A 15,344-nucleotide genomic window follows, 5' to 3' on the forward strand; every position below is an offset into this window, starting at 1 on the left:
GCAGAGGCATCTGCCCTTTATTATATATTTTAAGGCTTCTATTAAATGGCGTTTCGCCATTTGAGGTTAAGGACTCATTTCATTTATATATGTTCAACTAAACATTTACACGATAACAGAGAGGACAGAAATAACTTGAAGAAGCGAAGCGTGCGCCCAAAAGCTTTCTGAAAGAAAGCTGCATCGGAAGCATCGGCTTATCCCCGGATTTTCCCTTTTTAAGAAGGGAATCAAAAAAATCTGGGGATAACAGCGATCGGAAAGTTGTTCTGTCATCGGAGTGTCTGTGTAAATACTAATTAGCTGAACTTATATATATCAGTCAGATGAACAGAAAGAGGTTGGGGAAATGCAACTTAGAAGAGTGAGGATTGCGGGAACAGGGAAGTACCTGCCTGAACAGGAAGTTACCGATGAGGAACTGGATCGCCGCTTGGGCGTGCCTGCAGGCTGGGTTAGCAAAGCCACAGGTGTAGGTGTACGCCATTATGCTTCGGGTGAAGAGACTTCCTCCTTCATGGGCGCGCGGGCTGCTGAAGCTGCACTTGCGGATGCAGGATTACAATTCAGTGATATCGACTGCCTGGTGTGTACCAGTGGCACGAAGGAACAACCGTTGCCTAGTACGGCGGTGTTTATCCAGCAGGCCATGGGGCAGCAAGATTCGGGCGTACCCGCCTTTGATATGGATGCAACCTGCCTGAGTTTCCTGAACGGACTGGATGTGATCTCCTATATGGTAGATGCCGGACGTTACCAGCGAGTACTGCTCGTAGCCACCGAGATTGCCTCAGCGGGACTAAATTGGTCGGATAAAGAGAGTGCGGCCCTGTTCGGAGATGGAGCAGCCGCCGTTATTATTGAGCGTTCGCCTGAAGGGTCATCCTCACAGATTGTACATGCTTCCCTTCAAACCTACAGCCGAGGTGCTCGCTTCTCGGAGATAGCAGGTGGCGGTACACGGCAGCATGCTTCGAATTATAATGCAGATCAGCCTGAGCCTTACCTATTTCATATGGATGGACAGGCCATCTTCCGCATGGCTTCCAGACTTTTACCCGGATTCATGGGTGGTATGTTGCAGGCGACCGGGAATCGGATGGAGGATTTCCAATTGGTGATTCCCCATCAGGGGAGTGCCATGGCGATGAGACTGATCCGCAAAAAGCTAGGCATTGCTGAAGATCGGTTTATGGACATCACACGAAATCACGGCAATACAATTGCGGCATCGATCCCGATGGGTCTGCATGAAGCGATTAGACAACAGCGGATTCAGCGGGGAGATCGGGTGCTGATGATTGGCACGGCTGCCGGATTATCATTGGGAGGACTCATTTTTGACTACTAGATCTGGGGAAACCGGACATCGTACAGCTGCTTCTCTTCGTGTGCTGCTTACAGGCGGAAGGGCTCCCGTGACGCTCGATCTGGCACGTATGCTTCATCGTGCAGGCCATCGGGTCTATGTTGCGGAGAGTGCCGTACGGCATCTGACCAGATCATCCCGTGCAGTGGAACAGTACGCTGTGGTTCCATCGCCGCGTCATGACACACGTACTTATCTGGCGGAACTGGAACGGTTGGTACAGGATTGGCAGATTGACCTGCTGATCCCCATGTGTGAAGAAGTCTTCTATGTTGCTCAAGGGGCAGACAGACTGCGTGCATATTGCCGTGTTCTGGTTACAACCATGGAGCAATTACATGAGCTGCACCATAAATATGATTTTATCCAGCTTGCAGGGTCACTCGGTCTTCCCGTTCCCGATACGCGCGTGATCAACAATCAGCAGGAATGGATGGAAGTTCATTCTGTTCTGGGAGAATCAGGAGATTGGGTGTGGAAACCGGTGTATTCCCGCTTCGCAGCCAAAGTTCGCATGCCAGCACGTTTGATCGATGAGGGTACGGCCGGGACTGAGCAAGAAGGACACACAAGCAAAAAGAAGCATCGACATTTACGTAACGATCCTCCGGAAGAAAGGGAATTATCCTCTGCTTCGCCTTGGGTTGCACAGGCCTTCATTCCGGGTCAGGTGTTGTGTACATACAGTATAGCCCACGAAGGACAACTGGTTGCGCACGCCACCTACGATAGCCGCTACCGCACAGGAAGCGTGGGGGCCAGTGTATTTTTTGAACAGGTGGAACATGAGGGTGCCCTTGCGTGGGTAAGACAATTCGTTGAAGGAACGGGGTTTAGCGGACAGATTGGGTTTGATTTTATAGTGGTTCAGGATGGGCAACTGTATGCAATTGAGTGTAATCCGAGGGCAACGAGCGGGATTCATCTGTTTCACCCCGGAGATGACTTGGTGCGTGCACTGACTGAACCGGAGACGTTGGTCAAAGAAGGAAAATGGATCACGCCTGCAAAGGGTAGCAAAGCCATGCTCATGCTTCCCATGCTGGGAAGCGGAGTACAGCAGATCTTCGGCAAAGGAAAGTTCCGGGCATGGGCAGCTGCCTGGCGTGGAGCCAGGGATGTGGTTTATTTAAGGCAGGATATTCAGCCTTTCTTTGAACAATTCGCGGTGGTGCTGGTCGCCTGGCGTCTGGCAAGATCACAGAAAATCTCACTGACTGAAGCTTTGACTCACGACATAGAATGGAACGGTGAACAACAATGAAGAGAGCATTGGTTACAGGAGCTACGGGATGTCTGGGCAGGCACCTCGCGATACGGCTTGCAAAAGAGGGATGGGACGTCACAGGCATGGGCCGACAGTCCAAGGTTGGTGCAGAACTTGAGTCGGCAGGAATCCGATTCCTGAATGGAGATATACGGGATGAGGCGGCAGTAAATGAAGCGTGTACGGGGCAGGATGTGGTCTTTCACTGTGCGGCGCTATCATCACCATGGGGGAAGTATAGGGACTTTTATGGAAGTAATGTGGAAGGAACACAGAAACTCATGGATGGCTGCCTGAAAAATGATGTACAGCGATTCATACATGTCTCGACTCCAAGTGTATATTTCAACTACATACCACGATTTAACGTACATGAAAATGACCCGTTGCCATCCAAACCAGCGAATCATTACGCAGCCACGAAGCTTCTCGCTGAACAGGTCGTAATGGAAGGGAATAGAAAGGGACTTCCGTCGGTCATGATTCGACCGCGAGCGATCTTTGGTCCGTATGACCAGACGTTGTTTCCCCGAATTGTCGCGGCCAATGCGAAATCCGGCGTGCCCATGATCGGTGGCGGACAGGCTTTAATTGATCTGACCTGTGTGGATAATGTGGTGGACGCCCTGTTATTGTGCCGTGATGCACCGGACGAAGCGCTCGGCAGAGCGTACAATATCTCCAATGGCGATCCGAGGGCGTTTAATGAGTTGGTGAGCAGCTTGTTTGGCATGCTGGACATGCCTCTGCGTCGTCGAAACATTCCTTATCAGGCAGCTTATGGCGTTGCAGCATTGCTCGAGCGTGTTCATGGCTTTATTCCTGCGCTGGGTGAACCTGTGTTGACAAGGTATACCGTTGGCTCCTTATCCATCCCGCAGACATTGGATATTACGGATGCACGGGAGCGATTGGGATACGTCCCTCGGGTGTCTATTGAAGAAGGTTTAGAACAATTTGCAGATTGGTGGAGGGCTGAATCATGCTGACAACAACTCCGGTAGAACTATATCTGGGTGCGGCAGGTTACTGTACACATCCAGAATTTCTGACGTTGCGGGGTGGTGGGTTGAAGCCGGTGCCTTTCCCGGCAGGTTTTGCCTGCATCATTCACCCTGTACATGGACCAATCCTGCTGGATACGGGATATAGCTCCCGCTTTTTCAAGGAAACGGCTCATCTGCCCAATGCACTGTATCGTCATATTACACCGGTTGTCTATCGTGAAGAGGATAGTGCCGTTCATTTTTTGGCTGGGCTTGGGCTGAAAGCTTCGGATATCCGGTATATTATCCTCTCCCATTTTCATGGCGATCACATCGCAGGTGTACGAGATTTCCCGGAGGCACAATTCATCTATCTGCCAAGGGCTTATGATGCGGTGCGCTCACTCGGTCCGATTGCGGCTGTGAAGGCAGGTTATCTGTCTGGATTGTTGCCTGAAGATTTTGTAGCCAGATCCTTGCCTGTTACGCGTCAGCCGGAGCGGTGGACAAGAGCGGGAGAATCGTTCCCTTATGATGAGGTTTACGATATCTTCGGCGATGGCAGTCTGCTGGGGGTGGAGGTATCCGGTCATGCGGAAGGCATGATGGGACTTCTGTTGCGTACAGAAGAACATGATTATTTCCTGTGCGCGGATGCCGTGTGGTCGAGTCGGGCTTTTCGTGAACAGCGCAGGCCTCATGCGCTCGCGGGTATCATTATGTCTGATCGACAGGAATACCACCGTAACTTTGACAAGTTGGTTCAGCTGCATCAGCAGTTTCCCGACATTCGGATTGTGCCGAGTCACTGCCGAGAGGTGCTGGACGCTTGGGGCACAGGAGGGCTGAAACGATGAGCAATACCCTTCGTATTGTAGTACATTATGCGCTTGCACGCGGGTTGCGAACATGGAAAACGCGAGAACAACTGGAGCGCTGGCAAGAGCGCCGGATTATTCGACATGTCCATCAGATCCGCGCCCGCTCTCCGTTTTACCGAAAGTGGTGGGGTGGCGTGGACGCATCCAACTGGAGAAGCTTTCCGATGATTGACAAATCAATCATGATGGAGAACTTTGATACACTGAATACGGTAGGCATTACCAAGGATGAAGCGTTGGCTCTAGCAGGTGAAAGTGAAGAAACGCGTGACTTCAAACCCTCCATTCAGGGAGTGACTGTTGGATTGTCCTCGGGTACGTCAGGGAACCGGGGAATATTTCTGGTAAGTGATCAGGAGCAGGATGCGTGGACGGGCACGGTGCTGGCCAAGCTGCTGCCTGGTGGGCTGTGGAAACCTGCGAAGATTGCGTTTTTCCTGCGGGCCAACAGTAATCTGTATGAATCGGTGCAGCGTGGGAAGTTACAGTTCCAGTACTTTGATCTGCTGGAGCGTGTGGAGACCTTGGTAAGACGGTTGGAAGAATACCAACCTACCGTATGGGTGGCTCCCCCATCCATGCTGCGTCTGTTGGCGGACGCCTATGTGGCGGGTCACCTGACCGCTGTACCCGATAAAATCATCTCGGTTGCCGAGGTGCTGGACCCCCTGGATCGCAAGGTACTGGAACAGGTCTTCGGACAGAACGTTCATCAAGTCTACCAGTGTACAGAAGGGTTCCTGGGAGCGACCTGTCGTTATGGCACACTGCATTTGAATGAGGATATAGTCCATATTGAAAAAGAGTACATGGACCCGGCCACCCGCCGGTTCGTGCCCATTATTACGGACTTCTCCAGAACATCACAGCCGATCATCCGGTATCGGCTGAATGATATTCTGACCGAGGCGGCGACGCCATGTGCCTGCGGTTCTCTGTTTACAGCGATTGAGCGGATTGAAGGCCGCTGTGATGATACGCTTTATTTTGAACAACTGCATACGGGTGTGTCTGTACCGGTCTTTCCGGATTTCGTTACTCGCGCTGTCATTGCGGCTTCGCCGGATATTGAACATTATCGTGTGGTGCAACGTGAGGACGGGACGATGGAGGTATCGCTAGTACTTGGTGGAAATGCAGCAATGGAGCAAGTAAGGGCTGATGTGTTGCATGAATTGAACAAGATGGCAGACAGGATGGATTGTACTTTGCCGGAGGTGAGATTCGTTCCGTATGCGTTCAAACCAGGGGTCACCAAGCTACGCAGGGTGGAGAGACAGCTTGATTGAGTTGGTGAGAAAATATTGGGGGAGAGCAGGTGGCTGCATGACAGTGGTGACATACAAGATAGGAGATGGACAGCAACGGATGCAGACAGAGAATGATAGAAATGAAGAAACGAAGGAAAAAAGAATATCAATATCCGGTGCATATGATCCCGTGGCTCTCATTACAGGCACATCCAGTGGCTTCGGTATGTTAACGGCCATTACTCTTGCCAAGCAGGGATACCTTGTTGTTGCCACCATGCGTGACCTGAACCGAAAAGAAGAGTTGGTCAGACTTGCAGGAGAGGCAGGCATAACAGAACGTTTGGTGTATGAGCAGTTGGACGTTACGGATTCTGAATCGGTGCAAGCAGCTATAACCAAAGTCGTTCTGGATTATGGGCGCATCGACATACTGGTGAACAATGCAGGATTTGCGGTTGGCGGGTTCATTGAGGAAGTATCGATGGAGGATTGGCGGCGCCAGATGGATACGAATCTGTTTGGGTTAATCGCTGTGACACGTGCAGTCCTGCCTGTGATGCGTGAACAGAAGCAAGGTCTAATTGTTAACTTGTCCAGTGTCAGCGGGTTGTCCGGTTTTCCGGGTTATGCTCCATATGCTGCCTCCAAATTCGCTGTGGAGGGATTCTCGGAAAGTCTGCGGCATGAGATGTCCTCGTTCGGCGTTCGCGTGGTATTGGTTGAGCCAGGTGCTTATCGTACGCCGATCTGGAATAAAGGTCTGGGTGAGATTCACCGGAGCGAGGACTCTCCGTATAAACATAAGCTGGATGCGGTCCTTCGTTATTCCCAACATGCAAGCGAGACGGCACCTGACCCACAGGAGGTAGCAGATCTGATCGGACGAATTGCACGGATGCGTGCACCAAAGCTTCGATATGCGCTGGGCAAAGGATCGCGTGTGCTGATCATAGGTAAAGCATTGCTACCGTGGAAGTGGCTGGAATGGATCATTGCCCGTGGATTAAAATAGAGATTATATACTTCAGTATCCATTCACAATTGCGGCTATTTCCAAGAGAGGGGTGGATTCGTGTTTGAAATCATTGTTGTTATTCTGCTTCTTGTGATTGTGGGCTTGCTCTTGCGAATCAACAGCAAGCTGCCGGAACGTGATTGGGTGAAGGAAGCGATGGAACGGGATCGGAATCAAAAACATAACCAGAATTCTCCAAATTAAAATAAGCGGAGGTTGCCAATGAAAATTGCATTCGTTTTGTTTGATGGACTGACTTTCCTTGATTTTGCTGGGTTTTATGATGTGATCAATCGGTTGAATTTCTTTGAACAAACCAAAGGAACAACATGGGAAACCTGTGCAATGACAGATCAGGTCACGGATGAGTCTGGTTTAACGATGAAGGTGGATCGAGTGAAGCCTGACCTGTCGGAATATGATCTCGTGTTTGTCCCTGGAGGCATGGGAACACGTAAGCTACGATACGACGAGGCATTTGTAGGCTGGTTGAAACAAGCGGAGTCTGTTCCTTTGAAGGTATCCGTGTGCACAGGCTCTCTTCTGCTGGGTGCGGCTGGATTTTTGTCTGGTAAAAGAGCGACGACACATCCGTATACCTATGATCTGCTTCAGCCGTACGTTGCTGAGGTTATTCAGAGCCGGATCGTGCGGGATGGAAACGTAATTACAGCCGGTGGAGTAGCCACGTCCATTGATCTGGGAATTTATGTTGTTGGGTTGCTTGCAGGACAGGAAGCGGCAGCAAATGTGAAACTCCAGATCGATTATCCTTATGAAATGGAGGGAGTGGTCGAAGAATGAACGAAAATGGAAAGCAAGAAACCTATATCTTTCGCAATATTAAGCGGGATGAAGCAGATGTATACTGGCCGTTTCGACTGGAAGCATTGAAAACACATCCTGAAGCCTTTGGGGCTTCCTTTGAATTATCCATTCGGATTCCCATGAATGAAGTGCAGGAACGCATACATAACGAGCCCGACGATTATATCCTGGGCGCATATACAACAGAAGGAACACTCGCGGGAATGATGGGTTTCAAGAGAGAATATGGCCTGAAGCTCAGGCACAAAGGCATAATCTGGGGCGTCTATGTTGCTCCGCCATATCGGGGAAACGGTCTGGCATCGCAATTGCTCCAGGAAGTCTTGGAACGGGGAAGATATCTGGAAGGCATCAAGCAAATTAATCTGAGTGTGGTAACGACGAACGAATCAGCCAGACGCTTATACGAGCGATATGGATTTGAAGTGTATGGCATTGAGCGTAACGCACTGGTGGTCCATGGTCAGGGATATGATGAGGCGCATATGAATTACTTTTATACGTAGCATTCAACATGAATGAAGATATCACAGCAGGAGGTGTCCTATGACAGGTCAAGTTGAACTTGAGATCGACGGTATTTCCTTTGTCTTGAAAGAGTCTCACTCATTTGATTGGTTACGGCCCTTGGGTACGGTCTTTCGCGTATTCGATCAGCAGGATTCAGGAAATCTCTCCTTCGGTATCGTGCAAAAGGATGGAAAGAGGTTGTTCGTAAAGTATGCGGGAGCACGTACCATTCATGCGAATCATACGGGAAGTCCCCCGGAAGCCTTTCGTAATCTGAAATCATCTGTTTCCGTCTATGAAGATTTGAAGCATGACACGTTGATCCGACTAACGGATCATTTTGCAACGGAGCAAGGGTATGTCTGTGTATTCGATTGGGTGGAGGGGGAGAATCTTCATAACCACTGGAAATTTCCGCCTCCGGCCAAATATGAAGATCCTCGTTCCCCCTACTATCAGTTCAGACAACTTCCGCTGAAGACAAGGATTGGCGCGATGGAGCAGATTCTTGATTTTCATATCGAGGTGGAGCGGAGAGGGTATGTGGCTGTTGATCTGTATGACGGCAGTCTGATCTATGATTTTGACAAGTACGTCATGAAAATTTGTGATATAGACTTGTATCGGAAGGGCTCTTTTACCAATACCATGGGGCGTATGTGGGGATCTTCCCGTTTTATGTCTCCAGAGGAATTCGAGCTGGGTGCACTCATAGATGCGGTTACCAATGTATTCAATATGGGAGCCATGGCATTCGCGCTGCTGGGTGGGGAGAAAGACCATTCATATGATAGATGGGATGCCGGAGAGGCTTTATATCAGGTTGTGATACGTGCAGTCAGCGCAGATCGGTCCCAACGGTATGCATCGATTGCAGAACTCGGTGAGGCATGGAAAGAAGCTGCAATGCAAAGGTAAGGAGCGCGTATACGAATTATTCGCAAATATGCAAAATCCATTCGTATGTGTGTGATAAATACCGTATAATGGAAATTATTAAGGGGGTGCAGATGATGTGCAGATATGCCATGTCAGGACCATACAAAGACATCTATGCATGCTTCAATTGTCGCAAATCATTTAAACAAGTTTCCAGATACGACCTTCGCCCTGAAGTTGTGGAACAACTCGAATATAAATGTCCACAATGTGCTGCGTCTATGGTTAGCATGGGACAGGATTTCCAGGCGCCCAAACAAAATGATAGCAAACAATGGACCAAAGTGATGATTCTGTATCGCCATGGTTATACCTTTCATAATTGTGGATGCGGGGCTGGATATCGGCCGTCAGATTTACGTGAATTACCCGATTTTCTGGATCAGCAGGAAGCAGGTAAAGGCAGTGAAGGCAAACGATTATTGCAAAGGTTAACTTCATAGTTATGGCTCCTACATCGAACCTGTCGTCTATGGAAATGTTGAAGATACAAGCGAGCACGTTATATACAATCAATGAGCAGCAGCGTCTATTAAGCATTAACGAGCCGGGTGGTGGGCAGGCTCCAGCCATATTTATCGGATTGGCTTCTGCCGGTTCACTGATCTATTACCACGAGCAGTTACCGCCGGATCTGATGGATGAATTGAGTAAGGAATGCGAGCTTCCATTGGATATTCCGAAACTGATTCGAAAGGTGCAGACCTTTGAGCCAGTTAACCATGTGTGGATGGGACCAGCCTATGTCTTTCCTGAGTCATCTGACGAATGGAATCGGCAGGTTCAGTTGATTGGTCAGGAGCAGTGTAATTTGCTGGCAGAGCATTTCCCTGAATTAACAGATCTCTTGCATGAAAAATGGCCTGTTTCGGCTTATGTTATTGATGATTCTGCTGTGGCAGTGTGCTGCTCCGCACGGATTTCCGAACATGGGGCGGAAGCAAGTCTCTATACGGCACCTGGTTATAGAGGACATGGGTATGCAGCGGAGACGGTAAAATGCTGGCAGTATCATGTCAAGGAACGTGGACGCATGCCAATCTACAGTACATCTTGGGATAATCTCGCTTCACAGCAAGTTGCCCGTAAATTGGGATTAATTCAGTTCGGTGTAGATTTCAGTATCACAACTGTGGAGTTGAGGAAGGGCTGTGATGTTGGATGATCCGCACTTTCCTACAAAAGGACCTTCAGTATGTCATTGAAGCGCATATCCGAATCTACCGAGATGAGTATAATTATGATGATAGCTTTGCTGAATTTATCACCCATGCGGTGAACTCGTTTGGTTGCTCAGGCAATCACGCGAAGGAGATGTTATGGGTTGTGGAGTTAGATCAGACAGCTTCCGGTTCCATAGGACTTACTCAGGTGAATGAACATACGGCTCAACTGCGCTGGTTTCTAATCGAACCGGAAGCGCGTGGTGCAGGGTGGGGCAGGAAACTGATCGAACAGGCAGTTCTTTACGCAAAAGAGCAGTGCTACACATCTATCATCCTGTGGACCAACGAGTCTTTGGATGGAGCACGCAGATTATATCAGTCCTTCGGCTTTAAAGTGATGGAAGTTCGTCAGCAGATTCTGTCAGGCCAGGAGCTTGCCGAAGAAAAATGGGAACTTGCTCTATGATTGGGACTGCGATTTAAGCATTACAGACAGCTTCCGGTTGCGTTAACTCGTTGTTGAAAGGAGTGGTCCAGTGAATCGCAGAAGATGGATTCTGGGTTTGTTATCTGGATGTATTGCACTGACGGTAACGGCGTGCTCGACTCAGACGGAAGAACAAGTATTATCATCAACCATCGAAAGCAACCTGCAGCAGATAGTTAGTGACCCTCTCCTGCTGACCAGCAGCAATCCCAATGATTACATTGCTGGTAACCCGGATGTTTACAGGGACATCCTGAATACGGGTAAGGAAGGATCTCTTCTCCTGTTACAGCAACTCGAATCCAGTCCGGAGAACGGTCTTAAGGAATGGATCATGGCTCAGGCAAGTAGCGAAATGCTTGGAGAGCACAACCCTGTAGAGACGTGGCATAGTGGCAAGGACTGGCTCAGGCAGTATAAAATAAACGTAGAATAATGATTCATCATCATCCCTAGTATCTGACTTAGCGGAAATAATGGAGGGGACGGAATCGATTCTGAAGAAGCGATAGCGTTCGCCTTTGTCTCCGAATTTATACATCTATAAGTTTATTCAAGAAGCTTTGGAGACAACAGCGATCAGAAGAACGATCCGTAACCGGGAATGATTCCCGCAAGTCGTCAAGCACTGTAGTGTGTGATGAGCCGGAAATACAAACCTCACCTCCAGTCAGCATGAGCAGCATTGAGAGGTTCTTGGAACCCGAAATAATACATTATAGAGGTGAAATCCTTGAATAAGAAAATTGCTTTTTTTGATTCAGGCATCGGTGGTTTGACCGTTTTGCATAAGGCATTACAACAGTTTCCCGAAGAAAAATTCCTGTATTACGCGGATACCTTGCATGTCCCGTATGGAACCAAATCTGCGGATGAGGTGAGGGGACATATTTTTGATTGTGTGGAAGCCATCGTTCAGGAGGATGTCCGAGCAATCGTAATTGCTTGTAATACTGCAACCAGTCTGGCTGTTAAAGATCTGCGCGCCAAGTACGATATCCCGATTATTGGTATGGAGCCTGCGGTGAAACCAGCCGTGGAGATGAATCGTGAGAGTGGGAAGAGAGTGCTTGTATTTGCCACGGCCCTCACCTTGAGCCAAACCAAGTATAACGAACTGGTATCGCGTGTTGATGATCACCACAGTGTGGATTCCATTGCGCTGCCGGAACTTGTGGAATGGTGCGAACAGCTGGATTTTGATCCGGGCAAAATCGCTGATTATTTCCGGCTCAAGCTGGCAGATCTCGATCTTCAGGTGTATGGTACAGTGGTGCTTGGCTGCACGCATTATCCATTCTATACGTCCATTCTGCGCACGGTTCTGCCAGATCATATACAGATTATTGATGGCAGTACAGGCACCGTGAATCATCTGAAGCAGCGGCTTGGATTGGTTGCTCAGCATGGAGACAGAATTGGGGAACAGGTCACTTTCCTCAGTTCAGCAGGCCGACCGGAAGAGCAGGAGAAGATGTACAGGGCACTCCAATATCTTGAGAAGAACTCCATGTAGGTTACACCATAGGAGGTGATCGCTATGCAGTCCATTTATCTTATCCGTCACGCCAAGGCCACAGGGCAGGAACCCCATGCAGAGCTTACAGATGAAGGGGTCAGGCAAGCCGAAAAACTTGCAGATATCTTGGCTGATCAATCCATTACGTATATTGTCTCCAGTCCGTGGAAAAGGGCTGTTCAGACGGCTATGCCGTTGGGCATGGCAACGCTGCAACATATACATACGGATGAACGTCTCCAGGAGAGGGTACTTAGCTCTTTGGATCTGCCTAACTGGATGGATGTACTGAAACGTACATACGATGATGTGGATTTGGTGGAAGAAGGCGGGGAATCTTCCAGAAACGCGGCTGCAAGGGGGCTGGAGCTTCTGGAAGAGTTGTGGAGCAGACCTGAACAGCATGGGGCCGTGGTTACACATGGGAACTTGTTATCACTGCTTATTCGTGAGTATGAACCATCCTTTGGCTATGAAGAGTGGGCCAAACTTTCGAACCCGGATGTGTATGTATTGGAGAAACAGCGGCCAGAAGCAGGGCAGTTCACCATTCGCAGAATCTGGACAGATTAAACAGGAAAAGAGTGCTCCAGCGATAGGATATCAGCCAGAACACTCTTTTCGTTTATTCATAGGGGATGCTTATAAGGCGGCAATCATGATCATAACCCATCCAGCCAAAAATGCGACTCCACCAAGTGGCGTAATGGCTCCCAATTTGCGAACACCCGTAACACTCAAAGCGTACAGGCTGCCAGAGAACAGGATGATGCCGGCGAACATCAGCCATCCGGCAAGCATGACGAGTGAAGAGGATTCGAGACGGTCTGCCAGCAGCCCAATCAGGATGATCCCCAGCCCGTGGATGAGGTGATATTGAACACCGGTTTCATAGATTTTGATCATGTCAGCGGATAATTTGCGCTTGAGCGCGTGTGCGCCAAAAGCACCCAAAGCAACAGCCAAGAACATCATAATGCTGCCGAGTATAATCAGGGTTTGCAATGTGTTTTTCTCTCCTTTTAAGGGTAATTAGTTATAACATCAAGGTTTATTTTGCACGAGTGTTGTTTAGAGTTTGCGCAATTGAATCAGCCCAATGGAGTGATCGGCTTCCTTTTTCAGAATCAGTCTGGCACGCCCTTTGGTTGGCAAAATGTTCTCATGCAGGTTTTTGGCATTGATATCCTGCCAGATCTGGTTGGCGGTCCGCACGGTTTCTTCTTCATCAATATTGGCGAAACGTTGATGGAAAAAGGAATCCGTGTCTTGGAATGCCGTATTGCGGAGCAGCTTGAAACGCTCAACGTACCAGTGTCTTATATGCTCTTCTTCTGCGTCAATGTAGATGGAGAAATCAAAGAAATCACTAACCAGCAAAGGCGTTTCTTTTTTGACCTGAAGTACATTGATGCCTTCAATTATGAGAATATCCGGTTGACAGATCTGCACCTCTTCTCCTTGAATGACATCGTAGGCGAGATGAGAATACACTGGTGCTTTCACTTCGGGTTTGCCTGATTTCACATCGCCCATGAACTGAATCAGGGATTTGATATCATAGCTTTCCGGGAATCCCTTACGGTTCATGATGCCCTTCTCTTGCAGCACGGCATTGGGATATAAGAAACCGTCGGTTGTGACAAGGTCAACCTTCGGGCTATTCTTGCCTCGAGCGAGCAGTGCCTGAAGTAAGCGGGCCGCTGTACTTTTGCCCACGGCAACACTTCCCCCGATTCCGATGATGTAGGGGGTGGGGAGCGCTTCTTTTTTCATAAAGGAGGCCGTTAGTCGATTCAGCTCTCGTGAAACTCTTGCATATAGGTCAATAAAGTGGGTAAGAGGCAAATATATATCTTCGACTTCTTGAATCGATACCTCTTCATTCAATCCCTTTAACTGTTCTAATTCGGCTTCCGTCAGTGGAAGAGTGGTCTGATGTTCTTTAAGTTCAGCCCATTCCTTGCGGTTAAACTCGATGTAAGGAGAGTATAAATTCATGAGATCCCGCTTTCTGTATGTAATATAATTGTGGACACAACCTTTAGTGTACCAAATTTCAGGAAACTGACAACACCTTTACATTGTCCGTTTCATAATGCCTTTCGTGAAAATGGAGCGAAAACCAACTTATAGGAAAGTTTAACCCAATTTATGTTAAAGTCAACGTATACCATGCGGAAGGGTGACAGCATATGATCATATATGAGAGAGAGCATGATTTTGTTTTGACCGCACAGCATGAGCATGGATTAGTAGCCGGAGAGATGGCTTCCCACTGGAAGAAAGAATTACTAGCCGACGCTGCACATCGGGATGAATTGATTCTGGCGGCGAGAGAACATGACCGGGGCTGGATTGAGTTGGATGCTGCTCCGTTCTGGAATGATTATAGCCAATCACCATATTCGTTTCGGGATTTTCCTTTGCGTCCGCGTTTTGTATTCTACCATAAAGGGATTGAAGAGGTTTGTCAGAAAAACCTCTACGCCGGATTATTGTGCAGTTTGATGTATACGGAGCTATTTCAAAAGAATCTGGGTGCTAATGCTCAGGATGATGAAGACATCCGAACTTATCTCCAGCAAGAACACGAACGTCAGCTGAATTGGCAGAAAGAGCTTGGCGGTGATGCTGAAGCATTGAAACAGAGGCTGCAAAGCGATGTGGAAATCATGCTTTTCTGCGATCAGCTCAGTTTGTTTCTATGTATGGAGGAACCTGGAACACCTGCTGCGCGTTATGATTTTTTTGCAGAAGGGCTTAGTTGCACGTTTGATGCCTGTTCCAGACAACCGATTCAGGCAGAGTGGTTATCCAATGAAAAAGTAGGCCTGTCTTTTTTTCCGTTTGATGAAGACTTTACGGTCGTTTTGCCTTATAAATCGGTGCCGAAGGCAAGTATCCGCAAATTTGGTATGCAACAGGCTTATCGCCGGGCTGAGTGGAAGGAACGTCGTGTGTTAATTACGGATTTGAACTGAGAACTGGAAACGCCAAGCTAGGGGAATGAGCAACATAGAATATCACAAAACAGGCGGGCTTCTGATGTACAGGGTGTCCGCCTTTCGTATGCATATATCAGCGTGGGAATAAAGAAGGAAAACACAGGTTATTCCCAGAA

The 15,344-nt window shown here is 48.6% G+C and carries 19 protein-coding genes; 17 read left to right on the top strand and 2 right to left on the bottom strand.

Going from position 1 to position 15,344, the window contains the following annotated elements; genetic code table 11:
• Positions 1–349: 349 nt before the first annotated feature.
• The 16 genes from MKX40_RS08355 to MKX40_RS08430 all read left to right on the top strand — a co-directional run bounded on the left by MKX40_RS08355 (position 350) and on the right by MKX40_RS08430 (position 12,793).
• Complete coding sequence (locus MKX40_RS08355; protein ID WP_339240748.1) at positions 350–1,351, top strand: beta-ketoacyl-ACP synthase III; 1,002 nt, start codon at positions 350–352, stop codon at positions 1,349–1,351.
• Positions 1,341–2,633, top strand: coding sequence for an ATP-grasp domain-containing protein (locus MKX40_RS08360; RefSeq protein WP_339240750.1), 1,293 nt, complete (start codon positions 1,341–1,343; stop codon positions 2,631–2,633). The genes MKX40_RS08355 and MKX40_RS08360 overlap by 11 nt, the downstream gene beginning before the upstream one ends.
• Positions 2,630–3,625: an SDR family NAD(P)-dependent oxidoreductase gene (locus MKX40_RS08365; protein WP_339240752.1), complete on the top strand. Its 996-nt coding sequence runs from the start codon at positions 2,630–2,632 to the stop codon at positions 3,623–3,625. Before MKX40_RS08360 ends, MKX40_RS08365 begins: the two co-directional genes overlap by 4 nt.
• Positions 3,619–4,479 (top strand): MBL fold metallo-hydrolase, encoded by an 861-nt coding sequence (locus tag MKX40_RS08370; protein WP_339240753.1) that lies wholly within the window; start codon positions 3,619–3,621, stop codon positions 4,477–4,479. Before MKX40_RS08365 ends, MKX40_RS08370 begins: the two co-directional genes overlap by 7 nt.
• Positions 4,476–5,792, top strand: coding sequence for a F390 synthetase-related protein (locus MKX40_RS08375; RefSeq protein WP_339240755.1), 1,317 nt, complete (start codon positions 4,476–4,478; stop codon positions 5,790–5,792). Before MKX40_RS08370 ends, MKX40_RS08375 begins: the two co-directional genes overlap by 4 nt.
• Positions 5,793–5,829: 37 nt before the next feature.
• The gene (locus tag MKX40_RS08380) at positions 5,830–6,768 is read left to right on the top strand and encodes an SDR family oxidoreductase (protein WP_339240756.1); all 939 of its coding nucleotides are present in this window, start codon (positions 5,830–5,832) and stop codon (positions 6,766–6,768) included.
• Positions 6,769–6,828: 60 nt separating this feature from the next.
• Positions 6,829–6,975: a hypothetical protein gene (locus tag MKX40_RS08385; RefSeq protein ID WP_339240759.1), complete on the top strand. Its 147-nt coding sequence runs from the start codon at positions 6,829–6,831 to the stop codon at positions 6,973–6,975.
• A gap of 18 nt (positions 6,976–6,993) precedes the next feature.
• A complete protein-coding gene (locus MKX40_RS08390) occupies positions 6,994–7,575 on the top strand; it encodes a DJ-1/PfpI family protein (RefSeq protein WP_339240760.1) in 582 nt (193 codons plus the stop codon).
• A complete protein-coding gene (locus MKX40_RS08395; RefSeq protein ID WP_339240761.1) occupies positions 7,572–8,105 on the top strand; it encodes a GNAT family N-acetyltransferase in 534 nt (177 codons plus the stop codon). Before MKX40_RS08390 ends, MKX40_RS08395 begins: the two co-directional genes overlap by 4 nt.
• Positions 8,106–8,145: 40 nt before the next feature.
• Positions 8,146–9,027, top strand: a complete 882-nt coding sequence (locus MKX40_RS08400; RefSeq protein WP_339240762.1) for a serine/threonine protein kinase — start codon at positions 8,146–8,148, stop codon at positions 9,025–9,027.
• 92 nt (positions 9,028–9,119) lie between these two features.
• Positions 9,120–9,491, top strand: coding sequence for a hypothetical protein (locus MKX40_RS08405; protein ID WP_339240764.1), 372 nt, complete (start codon positions 9,120–9,122; stop codon positions 9,489–9,491).
• 2 nt (positions 9,492–9,493) lie between these two features.
• On the top strand, positions 9,494–10,213 hold the full coding sequence (locus MKX40_RS08410; RefSeq protein WP_339240765.1) for a GNAT family N-acetyltransferase: 720 nt from the start codon (positions 9,494–9,496) through the stop codon (positions 10,211–10,213).
• Positions 10,210–10,680, top strand: coding sequence for a GNAT family N-acetyltransferase (locus MKX40_RS08415; RefSeq protein WP_339240767.1), 471 nt, complete (start codon positions 10,210–10,212; stop codon positions 10,678–10,680). The genes MKX40_RS08410 and MKX40_RS08415 overlap by 4 nt, the downstream gene beginning before the upstream one ends.
• A 70-nt stretch (positions 10,681–10,750) precedes the next feature.
• The gene (locus tag MKX40_RS08420; RefSeq protein ID WP_339240768.1) at positions 10,751–11,137 is read left to right on the top strand and encodes a hypothetical protein; all 387 of its coding nucleotides are present in this window, start codon (positions 10,751–10,753) and stop codon (positions 11,135–11,137) included.
• A 297-nt stretch (positions 11,138–11,434) separates the two neighbouring features.
• On the top strand, positions 11,435–12,217 hold the full coding sequence (gene murI / locus MKX40_RS08425) for a glutamate racemase (protein ID WP_339240769.1): 783 nt from the start codon (positions 11,435–11,437) through the stop codon (positions 12,215–12,217).
• A gap of 24 nt (positions 12,218–12,241) precedes the next feature.
• Positions 12,242–12,793 (top strand): histidine phosphatase family protein, encoded by a 552-nt coding sequence (locus tag MKX40_RS08430; protein ID WP_339240772.1) that lies wholly within the window; start codon positions 12,242–12,244, stop codon positions 12,791–12,793.
• A 69-nt stretch (positions 12,794–12,862) separates the two neighbouring features.
• Here the strand turns inward: MKX40_RS08430 and MKX40_RS08435 are convergent, their stop codons facing one another.
• Together MKX40_RS08435 and coaA are read right to left on the bottom strand one after the other, a co-directional pair.
• Complete coding sequence (locus tag MKX40_RS08435) at positions 12,863–13,225, bottom strand: DUF423 domain-containing protein (RefSeq protein ID WP_307538348.1); 363 nt, start codon at positions 13,223–13,225, stop codon at positions 12,863–12,865.
• Positions 13,226–13,291: 66 nt separating this feature from the next.
• Positions 13,292–14,221: a type I pantothenate kinase gene (gene coaA, locus MKX40_RS08440; RefSeq protein WP_339240773.1), complete on the bottom strand. Its 930-nt coding sequence runs from the start codon at positions 14,219–14,221 to the stop codon at positions 13,292–13,294.
• A 194-nt stretch (positions 14,222–14,415) separates the two neighbouring features.
• Between coaA and MKX40_RS08445 the strand changes: the two genes are divergently transcribed.
• On the top strand, positions 14,416–15,204 hold the full coding sequence (locus MKX40_RS08445) for a DUF3891 family protein (protein ID WP_339240775.1): 789 nt from the start codon (positions 14,416–14,418) through the stop codon (positions 15,202–15,204).
• Positions 15,205–15,344: the final 140 nt, after the last annotated feature.

Source organism: Paenibacillus sp. FSL R5-0517 (genome assembly GCF_037974355.1).
Classification (GTDB): domain Bacteria; phylum Bacillota; class Bacilli; order Paenibacillales; family Paenibacillaceae; genus Paenibacillus.

Excerpts from the sequence above, each read along its gene's own strand:
- MKX40_RS08355 (WP_339240748.1), top strand. The coding sequence starts at position 350 with ATGCAACTTAGAAGAGTGAGGATTGCGGGAACAGGGAAGTACCTGCCT.
- MKX40_RS08365 (WP_339240752.1), top strand. The coding sequence starts at position 2,630 with ATGAAGAGAGCATTGGTTACAGGAGCTACGGGATGTCTGGGCAGGCAC.
- MKX40_RS08370 (WP_339240753.1), top strand. The coding sequence starts at position 3,619 with ATGCTGACAACAACTCCGGTAGAACTATATCTGGGTGCGGCAGGTTAC.
- MKX40_RS08375 (WP_339240755.1), top strand. The coding sequence starts at position 4,476 with ATGAGCAATACCCTTCGTATTGTAGTACATTATGCGCTTGCACGCGGG.
- MKX40_RS08380 (WP_339240756.1), top strand. The coding sequence starts at position 5,830 with ATGACAGTGGTGACATACAAGATAGGAGATGGACAGCAACGGATGCAG.
- MKX40_RS08390 (WP_339240760.1), top strand. The coding sequence starts at position 6,994 with ATGAAAATTGCATTCGTTTTGTTTGATGGACTGACTTTCCTTGATTTT.
- MKX40_RS08395 (WP_339240761.1), top strand. The coding sequence starts at position 7,572 with ATGAACGAAAATGGAAAGCAAGAAACCTATATCTTTCGCAATATTAAG.
- MKX40_RS08400 (WP_339240762.1), top strand. The coding sequence starts at position 8,146 with ATGACAGGTCAAGTTGAACTTGAGATCGACGGTATTTCCTTTGTCTTG.
- MKX40_RS08405 (WP_339240764.1), top strand. The coding sequence starts at position 9,120 with ATGATGTGCAGATATGCCATGTCAGGACCATACAAAGACATCTATGCA.
- MKX40_RS08410 (WP_339240765.1), top strand. The coding sequence starts at position 9,494 with ATGGCTCCTACATCGAACCTGTCGTCTATGGAAATGTTGAAGATACAA.
- MKX40_RS08415 (WP_339240767.1), top strand. The coding sequence starts at position 10,210 with ATGATCCGCACTTTCCTACAAAAGGACCTTCAGTATGTCATTGAAGCG.
- MKX40_RS08430 (WP_339240772.1), top strand. The coding sequence starts at position 12,242 with ATGCAGTCCATTTATCTTATCCGTCACGCCAAGGCCACAGGGCAGGAA.
- coaA (WP_339240773.1), bottom strand. The coding sequence starts at position 14,221 with ATGAATTTATACTCTCCTTACATCGAGTTTAACCGCAAGGAATGGGCT.
- MKX40_RS08445 (WP_339240775.1), top strand. The coding sequence starts at position 14,416 with ATGATCATATATGAGAGAGAGCATGATTTTGTTTTGACCGCACAGCAT.